Source organism: Acinetobacter sp. ANC 5054 (assembly GCF_002135295.1).
Taxonomy (GTDB): domain Bacteria; phylum Pseudomonadota; class Gammaproteobacteria; order Pseudomonadales; family Moraxellaceae; genus Acinetobacter.
The window spans coordinates 1-17,958 of sequence record NZ_NEGG01000001.1; the positions used below are offsets into that span (position 1 = coordinate 1).

Consider the following 17,958-nt stretch of genomic DNA (forward strand, 5'->3'; position numbering starts at 1 on the left):
CCACTTTTTTAGCAATACTCGACCAAGGCAGTTTTTCAGTGCTCACCGCCGTGACTGCCCACATATTGCCAAAAACTGAGCCACCGACATATAAGGCCACCATCGCTGCACTGATCTCAGGGCCAAATAAAGCCAAAGCGAATGGAAAGCCGAGCCACGCCAAATTGATATAGCTGACACAGAGTGCGCGTAAATTATCTTTGAGAATCCATCGAAATAGATAAAACATGATGATGGCAACGCCAAAGCTAAAGAGCATGAGCGCCAAACTACCCGCTTGGTAAAACACCATGTTGTAAATAATGACAAAAGGAATAAAACAACGGGCTAAAAGACTCGAAAATATGGACTTAAGTGATGAAGTACCTGAGATAGAGGCTAATCCGAGTCCGCATAAAAATCCAAAAATTGGAAGAAGAAATGCCACTGAATTACCCTCAAAAATTACTGCCTGCATAGTAACACTGAATGTGATTCATTGAGGTGTGTCTTTAAATTGCAATATTGTGGTCACCGCACTGTCATGTCGAACTGCTGAAATGTTGTGTAAACCAACAAGAGGATAACAAGATGGCTGGACTATCGATTTGGCATGTACTGATTTTTGCAATTGTGGTGATTTTACTCTTTGGTACCTCTAAGCTAAAAAACTTGGGTAAAGATGTCGGCGGCGCGGTCAAAGATTTCAAAAAATCGATGCGTGATGAAGACGCAGCAAATACACAGCTTAATGAGCCTCGCACGCTAGAGCATGAAGCTCAAAATAAAACCAATTCCTCAGTTCAAAGCTAAGGAGTTGTCATAATGCTTAATATTGGTATTAGCGAATTACTGGTGTTCAGCATTATTGCGCTGATCGTACTCGGCCCAGAAAAACTGCCTGAAGGTATCCGCTTTGCAGGTAAATGGTACGGGAAAGTTAAACGACTGATCAGTAACGTGCAAACAGACATTGACCGTGAACTTCGCATGTCCGAACTTCGTGAAGAAATGCAAAAAGAAATGCAACGTATTCAACAGCTCGAAGCGCGTATGCAGGCTCAGATGAATGAATTGCAACAAACGCAACACCCCATAGAACAGACTGCGCAAAAACAACAAGAAGCCGTCCTACCTGACAATAAAAATTTATCCCCACGTTATCAGTACATCGAACGTGGTCAGAGCACGATCTTTGCCGTGGCTACACCCCAAATGAAAAAAAAGCACGAGATTAAAACAGACCAAGCTCCCACATTAAGCTCGACCGATGCATTAGCAGAATATCAGGTGGCCGTATGACAGATCTTTCACTGAATAATTCACAGAACACTGTGCCTGATTTGGAAGAAATGCCGATCACCAAACATTTGGTGATTTTGCGTCGGCATTTGATCAAAATTACAGGACTCATTTTGATTCTGTTCTTTTGTTTATTGCCCTTTGCCAATCAAAGCTATCAATTGATGTCAGAACCTCTGCGTGCTCAATTGCCGATGACTTCATCCATGATTGCAACGGATGTGACCGCCACCTTTATGGCGCCATTTAAGCTGAATTTCTTTGTCGCGCTAATGCTCGCGATGCCCTTCGTGATTTATCAACTTTGGGCCTTCATCAAACCTGCACTGTATGAAAAAGAGCGGCATTTGGCGATGCCCTTATTATTCGGCAGCATCGTCCTCTTCTATGCCGGAATTGCCTTTGCCTATTGGGTTGCCCTGCCGTCCATCCTACATTTTTTTATGAGTGTTTCGCCTGAAACGGTCGCCCCGATGACGGATATCAATAGTTATTTAAGTTTCTGCTTAAAGCTTTTTTTAGTGTTTGGGCTGACCTTTGAAATTCCGATCATCACGCTAATTTTGATTTTGATCGGGGTGGTGTCTACTCAAACCTTGGTGGAGAAGCGTCGTTTTATTATCGTCGGCTGTTTTTTTGTCGCCATGTTTGCCACGCCACCCGATGCGCTTTCGATGATCATGTTAGCCATCCCAATGTGGATGCTATTCGAGTTGGGCTTATTTTTTGGCAAGCTGATTGAGAAACGACGCGCAACTGCAACTTAAATTGGCTTATGTTTCGACAATTTTGGTGAGTTTTACACCTAAGAGGCTGAAATAGCCTCTTTTTTTATGTGCCCATTTAACGTTTTGCAATTTTCACACTGTGAAATCTAAACGCCTATTTCATCAGTTTGCAATATTAGCTTCAAAGCATTGTCATATTTTATCGATAGTTTTATGTGATCAACTTTTACCCAGCACACCTTTGCCAGGATTCAAATTCATGACAAACATGCCATATAACGAAGATCAAGAACTTGATAACAACACTTCGGATAACCTTCATTTTCGTGACATTTTAGAACAGCGCATCAGCCGCCGTAGCTTGATTACCAAGACTGCGAGTGGTGCCGTCGCACTTGCATTGGCATCTTCATTAACGGGGTGTAATGATGACAATGACTCAGATTCAAATAGCAATACTAAACCACCTGTCACTGATCCAAATCAAAAACCGACCAAGTTCAATTTTACACCTGTGAAAAAGAATTTAGATGATATCGTGACTGTTCCTGAAGGCTATCAAGCGCATGTGCTATATGCGATGGGTGACTCGATTAACCCTGCATACTCAGCGTGGGATGATAACAATGTCCCATCTGGCCCGAGCTTCCAATTCCGCTCTGGTGACTGCCATGACGGTATGAGCTTCTTTGGTTTAAATACCACTTCTGGACGTTATGATGCCAAACAGTCAGACCAAGGTTTGTTGGTGATGAACCATGAATACATCAATCCGACCTTCTTACACCCGCAAGGCCCAACTAAAGTGGATGGTCGTCGTCCTGAAGATGAAGTGATCCGTGAAGTCAATGCACACGGTGTTTCTGTCATTCAAATTGAAAAAGACAGCAAGACTCAAGCAGTCAAACTGGTGCTGAACTCGCCCTTCAACCGTCGTATTACGGCATCGACTGTGATGGACTTTAAAGGCCCTGTCGCAGGCTCAAGTTTAGTCAGCACTAAGTTCTCAGCCGCTAGCCAACAAACCCGTGGTACACACAATAACTGTGGTAATGGCTATACGCCGTGGGGCACTTACCTGACAGCAGAAGAAAACTTCATTGGTTACTTCGCTCGTGCGAAAGAAGATGATGCAAAACGTAGTCCTGCTGAAATTGTGGCACTCAACCGTTATGGACTAAAAGCTGGTGCTAACTCACGCTATGGTTGGGAAACTGCTATTGGAAGTAATGAGTCACAAGATTTATATGACCGTTGGTCAGCGAATGTCACAGGTACTCAGGCAGCGGAAGATTACCGTAATGGTCCAAATACCTTTGGTTGGATTGTCGAAATTGATCCATTTGATCGTCGTGAAAATCCAGTGAAACGTACTGCACTTGGTCGCTTTGCACATGAAGACTGCCGTGCAAGCCGCTTACGTGAAGGTGACAACCTCGCATTTTACATGGGCGATGACTCACGCGGTGAATACATCTATAAATTTGTATCAGACCAAAAATGGAATAAAAAAGATGTCAACGGTGGCTATGCTGCAGGCGACAAATACATGAACAACGGTAAGTTATACGTTGCCAAATTCAACAATGACGGCAAAGGTCAATGGATTGAATTGAGCTATAACATCAATGGTTTAAACCAAAGTAACACCGTTTATCCTTTTAGCTCACAAGCAGATGTCCTAACTTTTGCACGTCTTGCCGCAGATGCTGTCGGTGCTACCAAAATGGACCGTCCTGAATGGGTCGCTGTGCATCCTGAAAATGGTGAAGTCTATGTAACCCTTACCAATAACTCGAACCGTGGTACCACGCATGCACTAGATGCGGCCAACCCACGTAACTACACCGACCCTGAAGGTGGTAAAGGCAACGTCAACGGTCATATTATCCGTTTCCATGAAGATGGTGATACAACCACAGCGCTCAGCTTTACTTGGGATATTTACCTGTTTGGCGCTGAAGCAAAAATGGCGAGCAACATTAACTTATCAAGTCTAAATGACAACAATGACTTGTCCTCACCAGATGGTATGTGGTTCGACCCACGTGGTGTGTTATGGATTCAAACCGATGACGGTGCTTATACCGATACCACCAACTGTATGATGCTTGCTGCACTACCGGGTCAAGTCGGTGATGGAACAAAAGCCACGACATCATCGGGTCAAGAAACCATTGTGGGTGCAAAACTGAATGACGAAAACTTACGTCGCTTCCTGACTGGACCTAAAGAATGTGAAATCACAGGTGTGACGATGACACCTGATTACAAAGCGATTTTTATTAATGTGCAACATCCGGGCGAAGATTCAGCATCCTATGCTGAGCCGACTAGCCACTGGCCTGCATCACAAACCAATGTAGCAGCGACTTCACGCCCTCGCTCAGCGACCGTTGTCATCACCCGTAAAGATGGCGGTGTGATTGCTGGCGAAGCAGTAGAACAAGCTCAGCCAACGCAAAAAACCGCATAAAACATTTATAAAAAAAGCCGACGATTCGTCGGCTTTTTTTTATGGCTTTAACTGTACTTCTATCTGGGTGATTTGCCCTTGCTGTTCGCCCTGTTGCTGTTTTTCCTGCCAAGACCATGAAGTTCTTCCCATACAAAGCAAATTCGAGCAACGCGTACCATAGACTGGACTTTGAATAAAGGTCGATGACAGCAACTCCTCCATTTCCACCTGTATGCCTGTATTGGGTAAAAGTTCAGGGATTATCTTGCGTTCATCTTCCAAAATATCCCACGCCGCGGCATCAATATCAGCTTGCGGCTGCCGCGCTTGCAACATTGGCAAAAACTCTTGAGTAAAGCGCTTGCGCAAATGTCGGGTCTTTTCCCAATGTTCAGTCATCAAGCCGTTAGATACGACATAAACGCCTTTGGCCAGCACTTGCGGCGCTTCACCGCGGTTACTCATGTACACCGCTTGATGTGCATCACCCAGAAATATATTAAACCCTGCGTAGTCGCATTGGCGCAGTTCTAGTGCCTGCGTAAAACGGATTGGAGTCTGGTCGGATTCTAAAAAAGCTTGAATTAAATGCCCGCGCGAAGTTGGATACTGCTTTTGATCCCTACCATCTCTAAAATTGGTAATGACTGCCCAGCGCCCAGCTGCGGTAATGCCCATCCATGTACCACCTGACTGCAAATCTTGACCCGCAATAATTGGACTATTGTCCCATGCTCTTAAACTTGCTGTCGGACGTAGATAAAACTCATCGCGATTGGAAATTAAACAAAGCGGCATCTCATCTAACACCTGCCATGCAAAAGCCACAATGCACATAATCGACTCTCAAAATCTTTACACATTGAATGTACAACATTTTTCATATGTTTCAGCTAAAATCTGTGCAAAACATAATGACAAGGAGCAGCAATGCTGACTTATCCAAATATCGACCCTGTGGCGATATCACTGGGACCATTACAGGTGCACTGGTATGGTCTGATGTATTTACTGGCATTTTTATTTGCTTGGGGTTTGGCAACCTATCGTGCGAAACAACGCGATAGTTGGACCGCAGAAATGGTTTCTGACCTGATTTTCTACGGTGCGCTCGGCGTTGTCATCGGTGGTCGAGTGGGTTATGTATTTTTCTATGGCTTCGATCAGTTCCTTGCCAATCCGTTATGGTTATTCCAAGTTTGGACGGGTGGTATGAGCTTCCATGGTGGCTTCCTTGGCGTGATGATTGCCATGCTGCTATGGTGTAAAAAATACAAAATGACGTGGTTCCAAACCCTAGATTTCATTGCACCCTGCGTACCAACAGGTCTAATGTTTGGTCGAATTGGTAACTTTATTGGCGGTGAACTGTATGGTCGTGCCGTAACCGATCCTAACTATGCATTTGGGATGATTTTCCCGAACGATCCACTGCAATTGGTTCGCCATCCATCACAAATTTATCAAGCATTGTGCGAAGGCTTAATTCTGTTTATCGTACTGTGGTGGTTTAGTTCTAAACCTCGTCCACGCTACGCAGTATCTGCACTATTCCTTATTGGGTACGGTATTGCACGTTTTGTCGTGGAATTCTTCCGTGAGCCAGACAATGGCCAACTTTTTATTGGTTGGATGAGTAAAGGTCAGTTCCTGACTGTGCCGATGATTCTGATTGGTGCTTGGCTCATGTGGTATGCCTACCAGAAAAAAATCTATGACTGGGGTCCACAAAAAAATACTTAATAATCGATTCAACATTAAGCGAGGCACAGTCCTCGCTTTTTTTGTCTGCATGTACACACTGAACTGCCAGCCTGAACTGTGCTAAAGTTTAGTTTGCTTATTTTACTCACATAGACTCATGCTTGAATTCTGGTTCGATCCAACGGTTGCTGTTTTAAAGAAAGTCTTATTTTTTATCGCAATGGCAGTATTGACTGCTGTGCTGTACTGGATGGAACCCTTAAAACTCGATGCAATTTTGATGTTTTTAGGAACAGGCGTCATTTTCTTGATTTGCCGCTACTGTAAAATTCATTTTGCCGCAAAAAATCCAACGGGCTTACTCTATCGACTGCTCACTTGGATTCCCATTGCTCTACTGTTAGCACTTATTTTTGTCCATATGAATCAAGGTGAAATTCTAATTCCGGGTGCACAAGGCATTGGCTTTATGGCATTAGCCATTTGCTTGCTTTCTCCTCTCTCATTGCTGAATCAAAATAACCAGACCCCACCAAAAGGATAAGCTTATATGCTTCAATTTTGGTATTCCAGCCGCTGTACACGTGAAATTAAATTGGTGATTTCAATCAGTGTTTGTGTGCTGGTTTTTCTCTGTGCCGAGCAAAAGCAATTGGACCCCATATTTACAGGTTTAAGCATTGCCATAGGCGTACTGACACATGTTTTATATGAATGGAAAAGTAAGACAACTCTGGCCTTAAATCCAATATTGAGAGGAATATTGGATTTCCTGCCATTCATCTGCTTAATCGTATTGATGTATTTTTTACCAAATCAGCAGCGCGTTTTCTTAGCACTACAATGTGTCGGCTTTGCAGCCCTTGGCTTATTTATTGTGTCGATATATAGTCGGCGCAGCAAAAGGTTTGATCATTAAACCTTTTGTACAACACTAAATATGTGGCTAGAGTCGTGGAAAAATTCTTAGTGCGTTACTGGTCAATACGGTAATAGGTATATTTCACATTTGGATTGCGATAAACCGCGTAACCTGTTTGACGATAATCCGACACCCAAGCGCTACCTGAATAAGCTGCAATATGCCCATAACGACTGTTCTGATTACGGTCGATAATATAAATATCGCCTTTTTTCGGACGGTCAAAAGACAAGTTAATTTTTTGATAACCGATTTTTTGCAGTGTATTGCCCCAGTCTGCTGCGGCAATTGGATGACTATTAAAACGCGCACCAGCAGATTCTAAAGCGAGGCGAACACTACGCGCACATTTTTGGCTACTCGATTGACGTGTCACACTTTGAAGAAATCCAGTTAAACGATCAATATCGATACGTTGACCGTTACGAGAAATCGCGCTTTTTGATGCAGTATTTTGATTGGATGTAGAAGTGTTGGACTTACCCGAATTACGGCCCGACTGAGAACGAATTATGATATTGGCTTGGACTGGAGCATGTACTTCACTCAAGTTTACATTGTGATCATAAGCCATTCTTTAACACACACTCCCGCCTTCTCAATAGGCATTACAGTTTTAACATCGGCAGTGATAGTAACCCCTAAAAAATGTTTTTTCATGTAAAAAATGTAAGATTTCTTAAACACACATCCATTTTCCAGTTTGTTTGATTATTTTTAAAACTAATAAAATAATTTAAAAATTCATTGACTTAATGTTTAAATTTACAATGTAAAAAACGAATTACAAAAAAGAATTTTAGTTTATTTTTTAATCAATCTTATCTAGCTTTTTTCATTGTTATTTGCTTATAAAATGTCGAATTCATCACAATGTTACACTTTGTGCCTGCAACTTGTTTGTGTTAAATGAAAGCGCAAAATACAGCAAAACGAGACGATGGAGTTCGTATTTTTCAGCAAAAATAAAAAAAAGCACAGCGGCTGTTCATGAACATTTTTCAATTTTCAGTACTTTATTTAACTCAACTTCTAAGACTGAGTAGAGTTGTTTCATCGATATCAAAAACAGGCTAATATGTGCCTCAAGAAATCCACCCATCATGAGAGAGACATGCGCCAATATTTAGACCTGTTACAACACATACTCGACAACGGCGGCGACAAAGGCGACCGTACCGGTACGGGCACGCGTTCAGTATTTGGTCATCAGATGCGCTTCGATCTTTCTAAAGGCTTTCCTTTATTGACCACAAAAAAAGTACATTTCCGTTCTATCGTGATTGAATTGTTGTGGTTTCTAAAAGGCGATACCAACGTTAAATATTTACAAGACAATAAAGTGTCTATTTGGGATGAATGGTCAACAGCAGAACAAACTGCGCGTTTTGGTCGTCCTGAAGGCGAACTTGGTCCAGTATATGGCCATCAGTGGCGTAACTTTGGTGCCACCAAAAAAGCCGATGGCTTATACGAAAAAGATGGTTTTGACCAAATCAAATGGTTGATCAATGAAATTAAGACCAACCCGAATTCACGTCGTTTAATCGTATCTGGTTGGAACCCGAATGAAGCAGGCAATGTTGCTTTACCCCCGTGCCATACTTTGTTCCAATTCTTTGTTCATAACGGAAAATTATCGTGCCAGTTATATCAACGTAGTGCTGACGTTTTCCTTGGTGTGCCGTTTAATATTGCCAGCTATGCTCTGCTGACTCATATGATTGCGCAAGTTTGTGATCTTGACGTTGGTGACTTCGTTTGGACGGGTGGTGATACACATTTATATGCCAACCATTTTGAACAAGCTCAGCTCCAATTAAGCCGTGAGCCGCTCGGTCTGTGTCAATTAAAGTTAAACCCTGAAATTAAAGACCTGTTTGATTTTAAATTTGAAGATATTGAAATTGTGGGTTATGAATCACATCCTGGAATTAAAGCGCCAGTCGCGGTTTAATTTTTAAATTCGAACCTGAAAAAACCGAAATCCCACTTTGCGAAAAGTGGGATTTTGCATTTTAATAGGAACACTTTTTATTGGGTTTTGAGTAAGTAGTATGGTGTTTCAAAATTTAGAAGTCGTTCATGTCGTGGCAATGGATCAACAGCGCTGTATTGGTAAAGGTAATGACTTACCTTGGCATATTTCTGCCGACTTAAAACATTTTAAAGAAATCACCCAAGGTGGTGTGGTGGTGATGGGCCGTAAAACCCTCGAATCGATGGGACGCACCCTACCTAAACGTGTCAATTGGGTCATTACCCGTGATACATCATGGTCTTTTGAAGGTACTAAAGTTGCCTACACGATTGAAGATGCATTAAGCCAAGCCGTTGCTGATGTAGCAAGTTCTGAAAAACCTACAAGCATTTTTATTATTGGTGGTGGTGAAATTTTTAGCCAAACGCTTGCTATAGCCGATCGTCTTGAGCTCACTCACGTCGAATTGGATGTGCAAGGTGATGCGCACTATCCTGTCATTCCTGTTGAGTTTAATAAAATTGCGTCAGAACAACATATTGACGACAAAACTGGGATTGCTTTTGAGTTTGCAACATACCGAAAATAAAGAAAAATTCAATGTTAAAGAATCATGATGCAGCAGCATGACACACGAAAAATTCTAAAAAAACTTGGGCTGAATATGCTTCATGCTTTATTCAGCCTATTCGTCATCTGCTCTTCTATTTGGTTATGCGCAGCCTTATGGGTGCAAGCCCCTGCTGGCTGGCTAGGTAGCCGCATCATTATTGGTATTTGGATTGCCTTCGCCTTAAGTATTTTAGGCATTTATATCAGCCAACATTTTTTTAGCCGCCGTAAAGACGTGCTGATTTATATCATCGGATTTATTTGTAGTTTGTTTTGGTATTTTGGCATGCAACCCGAACAAAACCGAGATTGGAATCCTGAAGTCGCCGAAATACTACATTATGAAAAACAAGGCGATTTTGTTCGTTTACACAACGTGCGGAATTTTGCTTGGCATTCGGATGGGACATATACGCCGCGCTGGGAAACACGCGAATATGACTTGAATAAAATTAATGGGGTCAATATTGTCACCTCTTATTGGATGGGACCACAAATAGCCCATACCCTCGTCAGTTTTGATTTTAGTGACAGACAACCACTTACCTTTTCAATTGAAATTCGTAAAGAAAACAATGAAGAGTTTTCTGCAATTGGTGGGTTTTTTCGCAAATATGAACTGAGTCTAATTGCATCAGATGAAAAAGATATTATTTACACGCGGAGTAATACACGTGGTGAACAAGTCTATTTCTTTCCAGTCAATATGCCTAAAGCGGAAATGAAAGCACTATTTATTGAATATCTTCATAAAGCCGATGAACTCCAAAAGCAGCCAAAGTGGTATAACACGCTGACCAGTAACTGCACCACGCTAGTCTTTGACATGGTACAAGCCGTTTCACCCTACCATTTGCCAACGGATTATCGCTTGTTTGCTTCTGGCTACTTGCCCAATTATTTACACGACTTACATGCCATAGACCCTAAATGGGATATGAAAACTTGGTACCAAAAAGCCCATGTTAACCCACGGGTATCTCAACACGATAAGCTGAGTAGTTCGCAATATTCTCAGCTGATCCGCCAAGGTTTACCGCATTCACATCTTGAAAATACTTCTAGCCATTTATAAATATTAAATCTTGATACAAATTTGGCTGGTGTCTGATCTGAATATTTGTTTAGATAGTTTGAGTGCATTTATAAAGAGAATTTTATGTTAAAACAATTATTTGTTGCTGCAACACTCAGCACAGCCTTAATCATGGTGGGGTGTGAAACCATGCCGACTCAAGATCAAAATGTCACCTCAAATTTAAGCCAATTACAGAACCGCACATGGATTGCCACGCAAATTGGCAATACACCCATTAAGACTGCGCCCACAGCCCAAAATATCCCAAGTCTTCAGTTTGATGCTGAATACCGTGTTTCAGGTGCAGATGGCTGTAACCGCATTATGGGGGGATACAATGCAGGCAAAGATACTTTAACCTTTGGACCATTGGCAGGCACCAGAATGGCATGTCGGGACAACCATGGGCTTGATCAACAATACAATGCTGCACTTGCGAAAGTCACCCATTATCAAGTTTATGGCAAAACTTTAAAATTGTTGGATAAACATGGTAACTTGCTGATCCAATATGAAAGTGCGGTTCAACCCCGTTAATTTACTCAAAGTCTGCTACGGCAGACTTTTTTATTACTGATCAGTGAATGAAAAAAACTTTTTTACAACCATTTCCCATGATAACTATACAGACGTATATTGCAGTTTTTCGTTATAACCCCATATAAAAAATCAGTGAAATAAAACAGGATTTAAGTATGCAACAAGCCGTATTTGGTGGTGGATGCTTTTGGTGTGTCGAAGCAGTTTTTTTACAGTTACGCGGTGTCGATTCAGTTGTGAGCGGCTATGCTGGCGGTGTAAGTTTAGATCCAACCTATAAGCAAATCTGCGAAGGCAACACGCAGCATGCAGAAGTGATCCAAATCAATTTTGATGATGCTCAGATTAGCTTCAAACAATTGCTTGATGTATTTTTTGCCACGCATGATCCAACCACACTCAACCGTCAAGGTAATGATGTGGGGACTCAATATCGTTCAGTGATTTTCTATCAAAATGAGATGCAAAAGCAGCAAGCTGAACAGCGCATTGAAGAACTTAAAGCCGAAGGTCTTGATATTGTGACTGAACTGAGTCCCATGCCAACCTTCTATCCAGCTGAAGAGTATCATCAAAATTTCTTTGCACGTAACCCAAATCAAGGCTACTGCAATTTTTCGATTCCGCCGAAACTAATGAAGTTACGCAGTAAATTCCAAGATTTAATAAAATCTGAATAAGCGGCTTAAAAGAACATAAAAAAAGCGACCCAATCAGGTCGCTTTTTATTTTAACCAATAAAAATCTTAGTTATCGCTGGCAAATGCGATATCGCTGAGTCCGGCTCCACTCGCACGCGACATCACTTGAGCAACAGTGTCATAACGTGATTCCTTATCTGCTTTTAACACTAAGGCAGGTTTACGCTCTTGTTGACCTGCAGCTTTTAAACGGCTGTCTAGATCTTCAAGGCTCACGATATCGCCATTCCAAGCAATATCCCCTGCTGAGTTAATGCTGATCGTTACACTTTCAGGTGGTAGATCAATCACTTCCGCAGTCGTTTGTGGCAAAGTTAATGGAATTGATGGGTTAGCCACAGTTGCTGTCACCAAGAAGATGATCATCAATACCAACATAATATCGATGAGCGGAATGAGGTTCATCTCATTCATGCCAGCATCGTTGTCTTCACCCAATTGAAAAGCCATTAAGCTTGACCTCCAGCTAAACTTTGCTGAGTTGCTTTAACATCATCTTTCTTTGCAGCAGATTCTTGTTGCAACATCGTATCAATTAATAAGCCATGTGCTTGGTCTTGCAATTCATTTGAAAGTGTACGGTTAAAACGAACACAGATGTTATATGCCAATACCGCAGGAATTGCGACAGCCAAACCGAGACCAGTCATGATTAGGGCTTCCCCCACTGGTGTTGCAACTTGAGCCAAGCCTGCTTGACCGCTCTTACCGACAGCAACAAGGGCATGGAAAATACCCCATACGGTACCAAATAAACCAACGAATGGTGCAATCGAAGCAATCGTACCTAAAACTGATACGCCTTTTTCAGCATTGGCTTTTTCAACTGAAATTTGGCGTAGCAAAGCTTGTTCTGCCACTGCTTTACGTTGTTCAAAACCTAGAGGCGCAAATTTCGCTTTCAGTTTGTTCAGTGCATCTGCAAGGTGAGTATATGCCACTTGCTTTAACTGACGCGTGCCCATAATGCGCAGCACGAAGATCGTCCAAGTCGCAATCGACATTGCAAGTAACACGAAATACAGTGTTTTGCTGACTGCATCTGCATGTTGCCAATAAACTGAAAAGTTCATATTCGAACTCCTAATGGGTTAGCCGGAATCTTATTTAAGTTTAAAGTTAAATGGTTGGTCGACACGTGTCGGCGTCGCCACACCATTATCTATATATTTGGATAAACGTGCGCGTTTCACAGCAGCGGTCACCTTACGATTAACTGCCGCACCACACGTTGAGTTTTTCACTGTTGCAGATTCGATTTTACCTTCTGCACTCGCTGAAATTGCCACTTCAACTGAACATGATGCTTTTAATTCACCTTCGTCAAATTGGACATTTGGCGCTTTCACCCAACTTACCCCGTTACCAATACTGACACTTTTCGGCGCCGGTGGCGCTGGCGGTGCAGGAGGTGCTGGTGGCGGTGTAACAGGTGCTGGAGGTGTAGGTTCAACACGTACCACTTTGGTTTCAGAAACCACAGTGGAAGCAACAGGTGTAATAGGCACATTCTGTACCGGTTTAACCGTCGGTTTAGGTGCGTCTTTCTTTTTCACCTGCTCCACTTTTTCCACTTTTTTCGGTGGTGGTGGGAGTGGTTTATCAACAATTTTGACTTCTTTAGGCTTCGGTGGCTCTTTCTTCGGTTCTGGTTTTGGTTTCGGAGGTTCTGGTTTCTTCTCCACAATCTTCACAAAACGCACCTTAATCGGGTCTTTTTCAACAGGCTTGAGTTCAGGTGTTTTCATATTGCTCACCGCCCACAATACACCAGCATGTCCAATCACAACTGCGGCGATTGCAGTGACGATTTTCTTTTTCATCGAGTTTGGAGAAGGCATCATTGGAGCGGAAGATTGACTCATTAAAATCAGTTACCTTGAAGAAGCGACTGCAATTCAATTTTGAAAATGCAATCAGGCTCATCGGTTAGCACAATTAAAGTACCGCAATAATAAATGAGAAGTGTTTTCATTTGCAACTATTAATTCGACCGTTTTAATGACTTTTTTAAATCATAAAACAAAAAAGGCATACCTAAAGTATGCCTTTTTGACCGATTTATTTATCGTGAATTATTGAAATACGACCGTTTTATTTCCATCAACAATAATTCGGTCTTCAAGATGCCACTTCACTGCACGTGCCAATACATTACGTTCTACGTCTTGACCCAATTCACGTAATTGTTCAACAGTAAAGTCATGACTCACACGCTCAACGTCTTGTTCAATAATTGGCCCTTGGTCAAGGTCAGCAGTCACATAATGTGCCGTTGCACCAATCAGTTTGACGCCTTTTTCATGGGCTTGTTTGTATGGGTTTGCACCAACGAAAGCAGGTAGGAATGAATGGTGAATATTGATCACTTTCATTTCCCATTTTTGCACAAATTCTTCGTCTAAAATCTGCATATAACGCGCCAATACAAGTAAGTCATTGCCTTGCATCAATTCATCAATTTTTTCGTATGCTTCGCGTTTGTTATCTTTGTTTACTGGCACGACTTCAAATGGAATACCAAAATTTTCTACAGACTCACGAAGTGCATCGTGGTTTGACACCACTTTGGTAATTTCGCATGGCAGCCCACCACGCGCATGACGCCATAACAACTCAAGTAAAGCATGGTCAACTTTAGACACCAAAATACCGACTTTTTTCACGTCGCTAACCAAAGCCAAACGCCAGTGCATGTTATAACGCTCAGATACATTCGTTGCGAAAGTTTGCGTTAAACTTTCTTTACGGCTTTGCAAATTATCCAGTTCAAACTCAACACGCATGAAGTAACGCCCCCCTTGAGCTTCAGTCGCGTATTGATCAAGTGCGGTAATATTTGCTCCCTGATGATACAAAAAGCTCGATACAGCTTGCACAATCCCCGGTTTATCTTCACAGGTAATGAGTAAGCGTGCTGTGTTAGCGGTCGACATATTCATGTTGGTTTATATCACTAATCAGTTAAATTGAAAAAAGAGCCGAGTAGTCTAACCCTTTTTTCGGTCAGACTAAATAGGCTTATTCAGTATCCACATGCTTTGCATTTGAAAGGCTAGCAAATAAGTCCGAAGGGCCTAAAGTTTCCAATAGGCGCTCATAGGTTTCACGGCTTTCACCACGCAAATAGGCACCTTCTAAGAACACCATTTGACGCAGTGCTTGCCAAACCCATTTTTCTTCCAAGGTATTTGAATCGGTAATATGCCCAGACATATAAAGGAAGTTGGTCCAGTTGGTCAGTACAATCCATAAATTGATGGTCAATGCCTCAATCTCTGAATCGGTCATTTGCATGAGACCTGCATTCACAAAGGCTCTATAAATTTTTTGACCTTGTTGCATGACCTGCCCTGCAAAACGTGGATACATTTTGCGGAAGTCTTCGTTATTTTCCACCAAGTGATAGACGTCACGATGCAAGAAACGATATGTCCATAATTGACTGCTCAGTACTTGAAAATAGCGAATTTTGTCATTGGCATCGAGCAAACGATCATCTGGCAGTGCAAGCATTTCCAGCGTCTCTTGCTGATATTGTTCCATCAGTTCCTTAATAATTTCGCTTTTATTACGGAAATGATAGTACAGGTTGCCCGGACTCATTCCGAGCTCAGCTGCAATATGGTTGGTTGTCACTGAACGCTCGCCACGCTCATTAAACAACTGCAAACTCAGCTGCAAAATACGTTCTTTCGTTTTTAAAGTTTTGGTGTGAGACATCCTAAAACAACCATTATTTCAACGTATTAGAACCCTAACACATAAAGTAACTTGACTATTTAGAGTATTTGCTCTAAAAATTAATTAATCGCTAAATTTAGATATGGTCGTGCGACATGAATAGTCAAACAAAAACAACTTCAATGACACCACATTCTTTTGATAACCAGCAACTCAACGATATGCTGGCACAGCAGAAACAAGCTTATTTACGCTACCCATTGCCGACAGCAAAAGAGCGTATAGACCGCTTGGCTCGGCTTAAGCGTATCTTAGTTAAGTATCAAGATCAATTTGCTGATGCAATTAATCAAGACTACGGTAACCGCTCGGTGGGTGAAACCAAGATTGGTGAGTTGCTGACATGTCTTGAACATATTAAATATTATAGCAAGCATTTAACCGATTGGATGAAACCGTCAAAACGCCATGTCGGAATTATTCACCAACCTGCAAAAGCTTGGGTGCAATATCAACCTTTAGGTGTGGTCGGCATTATCACACCGTGGAACTATCCACTGCTACTTTCAATTGGTCCCTTAATTTGTGCTTTGGCTGCGGGCAACCATGCCATGATCAAAATTTCGAGTTCATCAGCCACTTTTGGCGCTGTGCTTGAAAAAGCCTTAGCTGAAGGATTCCCACAAGAATTGGTCGCGGTCGTGAATGGCGGCGGTAAAATTTCAGATGACTTTAGTCATTTGGCTTTTGACAAAATGATTTTCACAGGTTCGACCAACGTGGGTAAAACCGTGATGGCTGCAGCAGCAGAAAATCTTGTCCCCGTGATATTAGAACTTGGTGGTAAATCACCAGTCTTGGTTCATCCATCGATTGACCTTGCCGATGTCGCACAGCGACTCGCTGTTGGTAAACTTTGGAATGCGGGTCAAACCTGTGTTGCTCCAGACTATGTGTTCTTGCCACGTGGAAAAACCGCTGAATTCTTAGACCACTACCAAGCGTGTGTCGAAGAGATGTACCCAAGTATTGCCCACAATCAAGATTACACCTCAATTATTAATGATAAACAGTACAACCGTTTGCAGGGTTATTTAGAAGACGCGCGTGATCAAGGCGCACAAATCATCAGTTTTAACCCACAAAATGAAGATGTTGATGCTGTACGTAAAATTGCTCCAACGGTATTGACTGGTGTAACGCCAGAGATGCAAATTATGCAGCACGAAATCTTTGGTCCGATCCTGCCAATCATGGAATATGATCAAATAGACGAGGTTATTGCTTTTATTAATAGCCGACCACGTCCACTTGCATTATACTACTTCGACTTTGATCAGGCGCGTGCCGACTATGTCGCGCAACGTACCCATTCAGGACATTTCGGACAAAACACGGTATTAACTCATGTTGCTCAGGATGACCTACCATTTGGTGGTGTTGGTGCCTCGGGTATGGGTAAGTATCATGGTCCAGAAGGTTTCTTCAGTTTGTCGCATGAACGTTCGGTAATGTCGAATCCAAAACTCTATAGTTTGAAATTCATTCTGCCGCCGTTTAATAAGCCGATTCACAAACTGATTTCGAAGATACTTCTTCGATAAACGATCAAGGCATGAACGATCACACTAGTTGATGCTTCGTTTTGTGGAAAATCGCTTGTCTTTTAAGCGCATTTTTGGTATAAAACGCCCCTTGAATGAATTCAATGTTTTTTTTGACTGGCCATACAGATTTGCTGTTGGCTAAATCAATGGAGTTACACCATGTCTAAGGTTTGCCAAGTTACCGGCAAGCGTCCAGTCGTTGGTAACAACGTCTCACACGCCAACAACAAAACTAAACGCCGGTTCGAGCCGAACCTGCATCACCACCGTTTCTGGTTAGAAAGCGAAAAACGTTTCGTACGTCTTCGTCTAACTACAAAAGGTATGCGTATTATCGACAAATTGGGCATCGAAAAGGTTGTTGCTGACCTACGTGCTCAAGGTCAAAAGATCTAAGGAGCTACGAACATGCGTGATAAAATTCGCCTAGTTTCTTCTGCTGGTACAGGTTATTTCTACACTACCACTAAGAACAAACGTACTATGCCGGAAAAAATGGAAATCAAAAAATTTGATCCAAAAATCCGTCAACACGTAATCTTCAAAGAAGCTAAAATCAAATAATTTTAGTTTTTTGAAAAAAGCGACCTATTTGGGTCGTTTTTTTTTTGCATTTTTTTTATTCAAATTGCTAAACTTTCAGCATACCTCTTGGCATTTTT

General features: G+C 42.0%; 22 protein-coding genes and 1 pseudogene. 15 read left to right on the plus strand and 8 right to left on the minus strand.

All coding sequences use genetic code 11. The features are described 5' to 3' along the window. Window positions 1-427 (minus strand): annotated as a pseudogene (locus tag B9T33_RS00005) (permease); the annotation flags it as partial. Window positions 428-570: 143 nt separating this feature from the next. Here B9T33_RS00005 and tatA point away from each other — a divergent pair. The 4 genes from tatA (at window position 571) to B9T33_RS00025 (ending at window position 4,485) form a co-directional block, all read left to right on the plus strand. After that, window positions 571-792, plus strand: coding sequence for a Sec-independent protein translocase subunit TatA (gene tatA, locus B9T33_RS00010; protein ID WP_078189673.1), 222 nt, complete (start codon window positions 571-573; stop codon window positions 790-792). Window positions 793-804: 12 nt separating this feature from the next. Continuing rightward, the gene (tatB, locus tag B9T33_RS00015; protein ID WP_078189674.1) at window positions 805-1,281 is read left to right on the plus strand and encodes a Sec-independent protein translocase protein TatB; all 477 of its coding nucleotides are present in this window, start codon (window positions 805-807) and stop codon (window positions 1,279-1,281) included. Beyond that, on the plus strand, window positions 1,278-2,048 hold the full coding sequence (gene tatC, locus B9T33_RS00020; protein WP_086176929.1) for a twin-arginine translocase subunit TatC: 771 nt from the start codon (window positions 1,278-1,280) through the stop codon (window positions 2,046-2,048). The genes tatB and tatC overlap by 4 nt, the downstream gene beginning before the upstream one ends. Before the next feature lie 220 nt (window positions 2,049-2,268). Beyond that, a complete protein-coding gene (locus B9T33_RS00025; protein ID WP_086176930.1) occupies window positions 2,269-4,485 on the plus strand; it encodes a PhoX family protein in 2,217 nt (738 codons plus the stop codon). A gap of 39 nt (window positions 4,486-4,524) precedes the next feature. Here the strand turns inward: B9T33_RS00025 and B9T33_RS00030 are convergent, their stop codons facing one another. Beyond that, entirely contained in the window at window positions 4,525-5,304 is a 780-nt protein-coding gene (locus B9T33_RS00030) for an NRDE family protein (protein WP_086176931.1), read from the minus strand. Window positions 5,305-5,397: 93 nt separating this feature from the next. On the opposite strand from B9T33_RS00030, the gene lgt reads away from it, so the two are divergent. From lgt to B9T33_RS00045, 3 genes are all read left to right on the plus strand, one after another. Next, window positions 5,398-6,210 carry a prolipoprotein diacylglyceryl transferase gene (gene lgt / locus B9T33_RS00035; RefSeq protein ID WP_086176932.1) on the plus strand — a complete coding sequence of 271 codons (813 nt, stop codon included), beginning with the start codon at window positions 5,398-5,400 and terminating at the stop codon, window positions 6,208-6,210. A 118-nt stretch (window positions 6,211-6,328) separates the two neighbouring features. After that, window positions 6,329-6,715, plus strand: coding sequence for a hypothetical protein (locus B9T33_RS00040; RefSeq protein ID WP_086176933.1), 387 nt, complete (start codon window positions 6,329-6,331; stop codon window positions 6,713-6,715). A gap of 6 nt (window positions 6,716-6,721) precedes the next feature. Continuing rightward, the gene (locus B9T33_RS00045) at window positions 6,722-7,090 is read left to right on the plus strand and encodes a hypothetical protein (RefSeq protein ID WP_086176934.1); all 369 of its coding nucleotides are present in this window, start codon (window positions 6,722-6,724) and stop codon (window positions 7,088-7,090) included. A gap of 55 nt (window positions 7,091-7,145) precedes the next feature. Here B9T33_RS00045 and B9T33_RS00050 read toward each other — a convergent pair whose 3' ends face one another. Further along, window positions 7,146-7,667, minus strand: a complete 522-nt coding sequence (locus B9T33_RS00050) for a CHAP domain-containing protein (RefSeq protein WP_086176935.1) — start codon at window positions 7,665-7,667, stop codon at window positions 7,146-7,148. Between the two features lie 540 nt (window positions 7,668-8,207). Here B9T33_RS00050 and thyA point away from each other — a divergent pair. From thyA to msrA, 5 genes are all read left to right on the plus strand, one after another. Further along, a complete protein-coding gene (gene thyA / locus B9T33_RS00055) occupies window positions 8,208-9,050 on the plus strand; it encodes a thymidylate synthase (RefSeq protein ID WP_086176936.1) in 843 nt (280 codons plus the stop codon). Window positions 9,051-9,150: 100 nt separating this feature from the next. Continuing rightward, entirely contained in the window at window positions 9,151-9,663 is a 513-nt protein-coding gene (locus B9T33_RS00060; RefSeq protein ID WP_086176937.1) for a dihydrofolate reductase, read from the plus strand. Between the two features lie 27 nt (window positions 9,664-9,690). After that, complete coding sequence (locus B9T33_RS00065; RefSeq protein ID WP_086176938.1) at window positions 9,691-10,761, plus strand: DUF4105 domain-containing protein; 1,071 nt, start codon at window positions 9,691-9,693, stop codon at window positions 10,759-10,761. An 84-nt stretch (window positions 10,762-10,845) separates the two neighbouring features. Further along, complete coding sequence (locus B9T33_RS00070; protein WP_086176939.1) at window positions 10,846-11,301, plus strand: META domain-containing protein; 456 nt, start codon at window positions 10,846-10,848, stop codon at window positions 11,299-11,301. A gap of 158 nt (window positions 11,302-11,459) precedes the next feature. After that, entirely contained in the window at window positions 11,460-11,984 is a 525-nt protein-coding gene (gene msrA / locus B9T33_RS00075; protein ID WP_086176940.1) for a peptide-methionine (S)-S-oxide reductase MsrA, read from the plus strand. Between the two features lie 66 nt (window positions 11,985-12,050). On the opposite strand, the gene B9T33_RS00080 is transcribed toward msrA, so the two are convergent. The 5 genes from B9T33_RS00080 to B9T33_RS00100 form a co-directional block, all read right to left on the minus strand. Next, the gene (locus B9T33_RS00080; protein ID WP_086176941.1) at window positions 12,051-12,455 is read right to left on the minus strand and encodes an ExbD/TolR family protein; all 405 of its coding nucleotides are present in this window, start codon (window positions 12,453-12,455) and stop codon (window positions 12,051-12,053) included. Next, window positions 12,455-13,078, minus strand: a complete 624-nt coding sequence (locus B9T33_RS00085) for a MotA/TolQ/ExbB proton channel family protein (RefSeq protein WP_086176942.1) — start codon at window positions 13,076-13,078, stop codon at window positions 12,455-12,457. Before B9T33_RS00085 ends, B9T33_RS00080 begins: the two co-directional genes overlap by 1 nt. Window positions 13,079-13,108: 30 nt before the next feature. Then, window positions 13,109-13,870, minus strand: a complete 762-nt coding sequence (locus B9T33_RS00090; RefSeq protein WP_086176943.1) for a TonB family protein — start codon at window positions 13,868-13,870, stop codon at window positions 13,109-13,111. A 210-nt stretch (window positions 13,871-14,080) separates the two neighbouring features. Beyond that, window positions 14,081-14,947, minus strand: coding sequence for a formyltetrahydrofolate deformylase (purU, locus tag B9T33_RS00095; protein ID WP_086176944.1), 867 nt, complete (start codon window positions 14,945-14,947; stop codon window positions 14,081-14,083). 79 nt (window positions 14,948-15,026) lie between these two features. Beyond that, entirely contained in the window at window positions 15,027-15,728 is a 702-nt protein-coding gene (locus tag B9T33_RS00100) for a TetR/AcrR family transcriptional regulator (RefSeq protein WP_086176945.1), read from the minus strand. Between the two features lie 116 nt (window positions 15,729-15,844). Here B9T33_RS00100 and B9T33_RS00105 point away from each other — a divergent pair, with 116 nt between their 5' ends. The 3 genes from B9T33_RS00105 to rpmG all read left to right on the plus strand — a co-directional run bounded on the left by B9T33_RS00105 (window position 15,845) and on the right by rpmG (window position 17,860). Continuing rightward, window positions 15,845-17,293, plus strand: a complete 1,449-nt coding sequence (locus B9T33_RS00105) for a coniferyl aldehyde dehydrogenase (protein WP_086176946.1) — start codon at window positions 15,845-15,847, stop codon at window positions 17,291-17,293. A 162-nt stretch (window positions 17,294-17,455) separates the two neighbouring features. Beyond that, window positions 17,456-17,692 (plus strand): 50S ribosomal protein L28, encoded by a 237-nt coding sequence (gene rpmB, locus B9T33_RS00110; RefSeq protein WP_000048256.1) that lies wholly within the window; start codon window positions 17,456-17,458, stop codon window positions 17,690-17,692. 12 nt (window positions 17,693-17,704) lie between these two features. After that, window positions 17,705-17,860 carry a 50S ribosomal protein L33 gene (gene rpmG, locus B9T33_RS00115; RefSeq protein WP_001205031.1) on the plus strand — a complete coding sequence of 52 codons (156 nt, stop codon included), beginning with the start codon at window positions 17,705-17,707 and terminating at the stop codon, window positions 17,858-17,860. The last annotated feature ends 98 nt before the right edge of the window (window positions 17,861-17,958 follow it).

Coding starts and splice junctions, on each gene's coding strand:
- B9T33_RS00100 (WP_086176945.1), bottom strand. CDS start 15,728: ATGTCTCACACCAAAACTTTAAAAACGAAAGAACGTATTTTGCAGCTG.
- msrA (WP_086176940.1), top strand. CDS start 11,460: ATGCAACAAGCCGTATTTGGTGGTGGATGCTTTTGGTGTGTCGAAGCA.
- B9T33_RS00080 (WP_086176941.1), bottom strand. CDS start 12,455: ATGGCTTTTCAATTGGGTGAAGACAACGATGCTGGCATGAATGAGATG.
- B9T33_RS00105 (WP_086176946.1), top strand. CDS start 15,845: ATGAATAGTCAAACAAAAACAACTTCAATGACACCACATTCTTTTGAT.
- tatB (WP_078189674.1), top strand. CDS start 805: ATGCTTAATATTGGTATTAGCGAATTACTGGTGTTCAGCATTATTGCG.
- B9T33_RS00090 (WP_086176943.1), bottom strand. CDS start 13,870: ATGAGTCAATCTTCCGCTCCAATGATGCCTTCTCCAAACTCGATGAAA.
- B9T33_RS00070 (WP_086176939.1), top strand. CDS start 10,846: ATGTTAAAACAATTATTTGTTGCTGCAACACTCAGCACAGCCTTAATC.
- B9T33_RS00065 (WP_086176938.1), top strand. CDS start 9,691: ATGCAGCAGCATGACACACGAAAAATTCTAAAAAAACTTGGGCTGAAT.
- tatA (WP_078189673.1), top strand. CDS start 571: ATGGCTGGACTATCGATTTGGCATGTACTGATTTTTGCAATTGTGGTG.
- lgt (WP_086176932.1), top strand. CDS start 5,398: ATGCTGACTTATCCAAATATCGACCCTGTGGCGATATCACTGGGACCA.
- B9T33_RS00025 (WP_086176930.1), top strand. CDS start 2,269: ATGACAAACATGCCATATAACGAAGATCAAGAACTTGATAACAACACT.
- B9T33_RS00050 (WP_086176935.1), bottom strand. CDS start 7,667: ATGGCTTATGATCACAATGTAAACTTGAGTGAAGTACATGCTCCAGTC.
- B9T33_RS00060 (WP_086176937.1), top strand. CDS start 9,151: ATGGTGTTTCAAAATTTAGAAGTCGTTCATGTCGTGGCAATGGATCAA.
- rpmB (WP_000048256.1), top strand. CDS start 17,456: ATGTCTAAGGTTTGCCAAGTTACCGGCAAGCGTCCAGTCGTTGGTAAC.
- B9T33_RS00040 (WP_086176933.1), top strand. CDS start 6,329: ATGCTTGAATTCTGGTTCGATCCAACGGTTGCTGTTTTAAAGAAAGTC.
- B9T33_RS00085 (WP_086176942.1), bottom strand. CDS start 13,078: ATGAACTTTTCAGTTTATTGGCAACATGCAGATGCAGTCAGCAAAACA.
- purU (WP_086176944.1), bottom strand. CDS start 14,947: ATGAATATGTCGACCGCTAACACAGCACGCTTACTCATTACCTGTGAA.
- B9T33_RS00045 (WP_086176934.1), top strand. CDS start 6,722: ATGCTTCAATTTTGGTATTCCAGCCGCTGTACACGTGAAATTAAATTG.
- rpmG (WP_001205031.1), top strand. CDS start 17,705: ATGCGTGATAAAATTCGCCTAGTTTCTTCTGCTGGTACAGGTTATTTC.
- thyA (WP_086176936.1), top strand. CDS start 8,208: ATGCGCCAATATTTAGACCTGTTACAACACATACTCGACAACGGCGGC.
- B9T33_RS00030 (WP_086176931.1), bottom strand. CDS start 5,304: ATGTGCATTGTGGCTTTTGCATGGCAGGTGTTAGATGAGATGCCGCTT.
- tatC (WP_086176929.1), top strand. CDS start 1,278: ATGACAGATCTTTCACTGAATAATTCACAGAACACTGTGCCTGATTTG.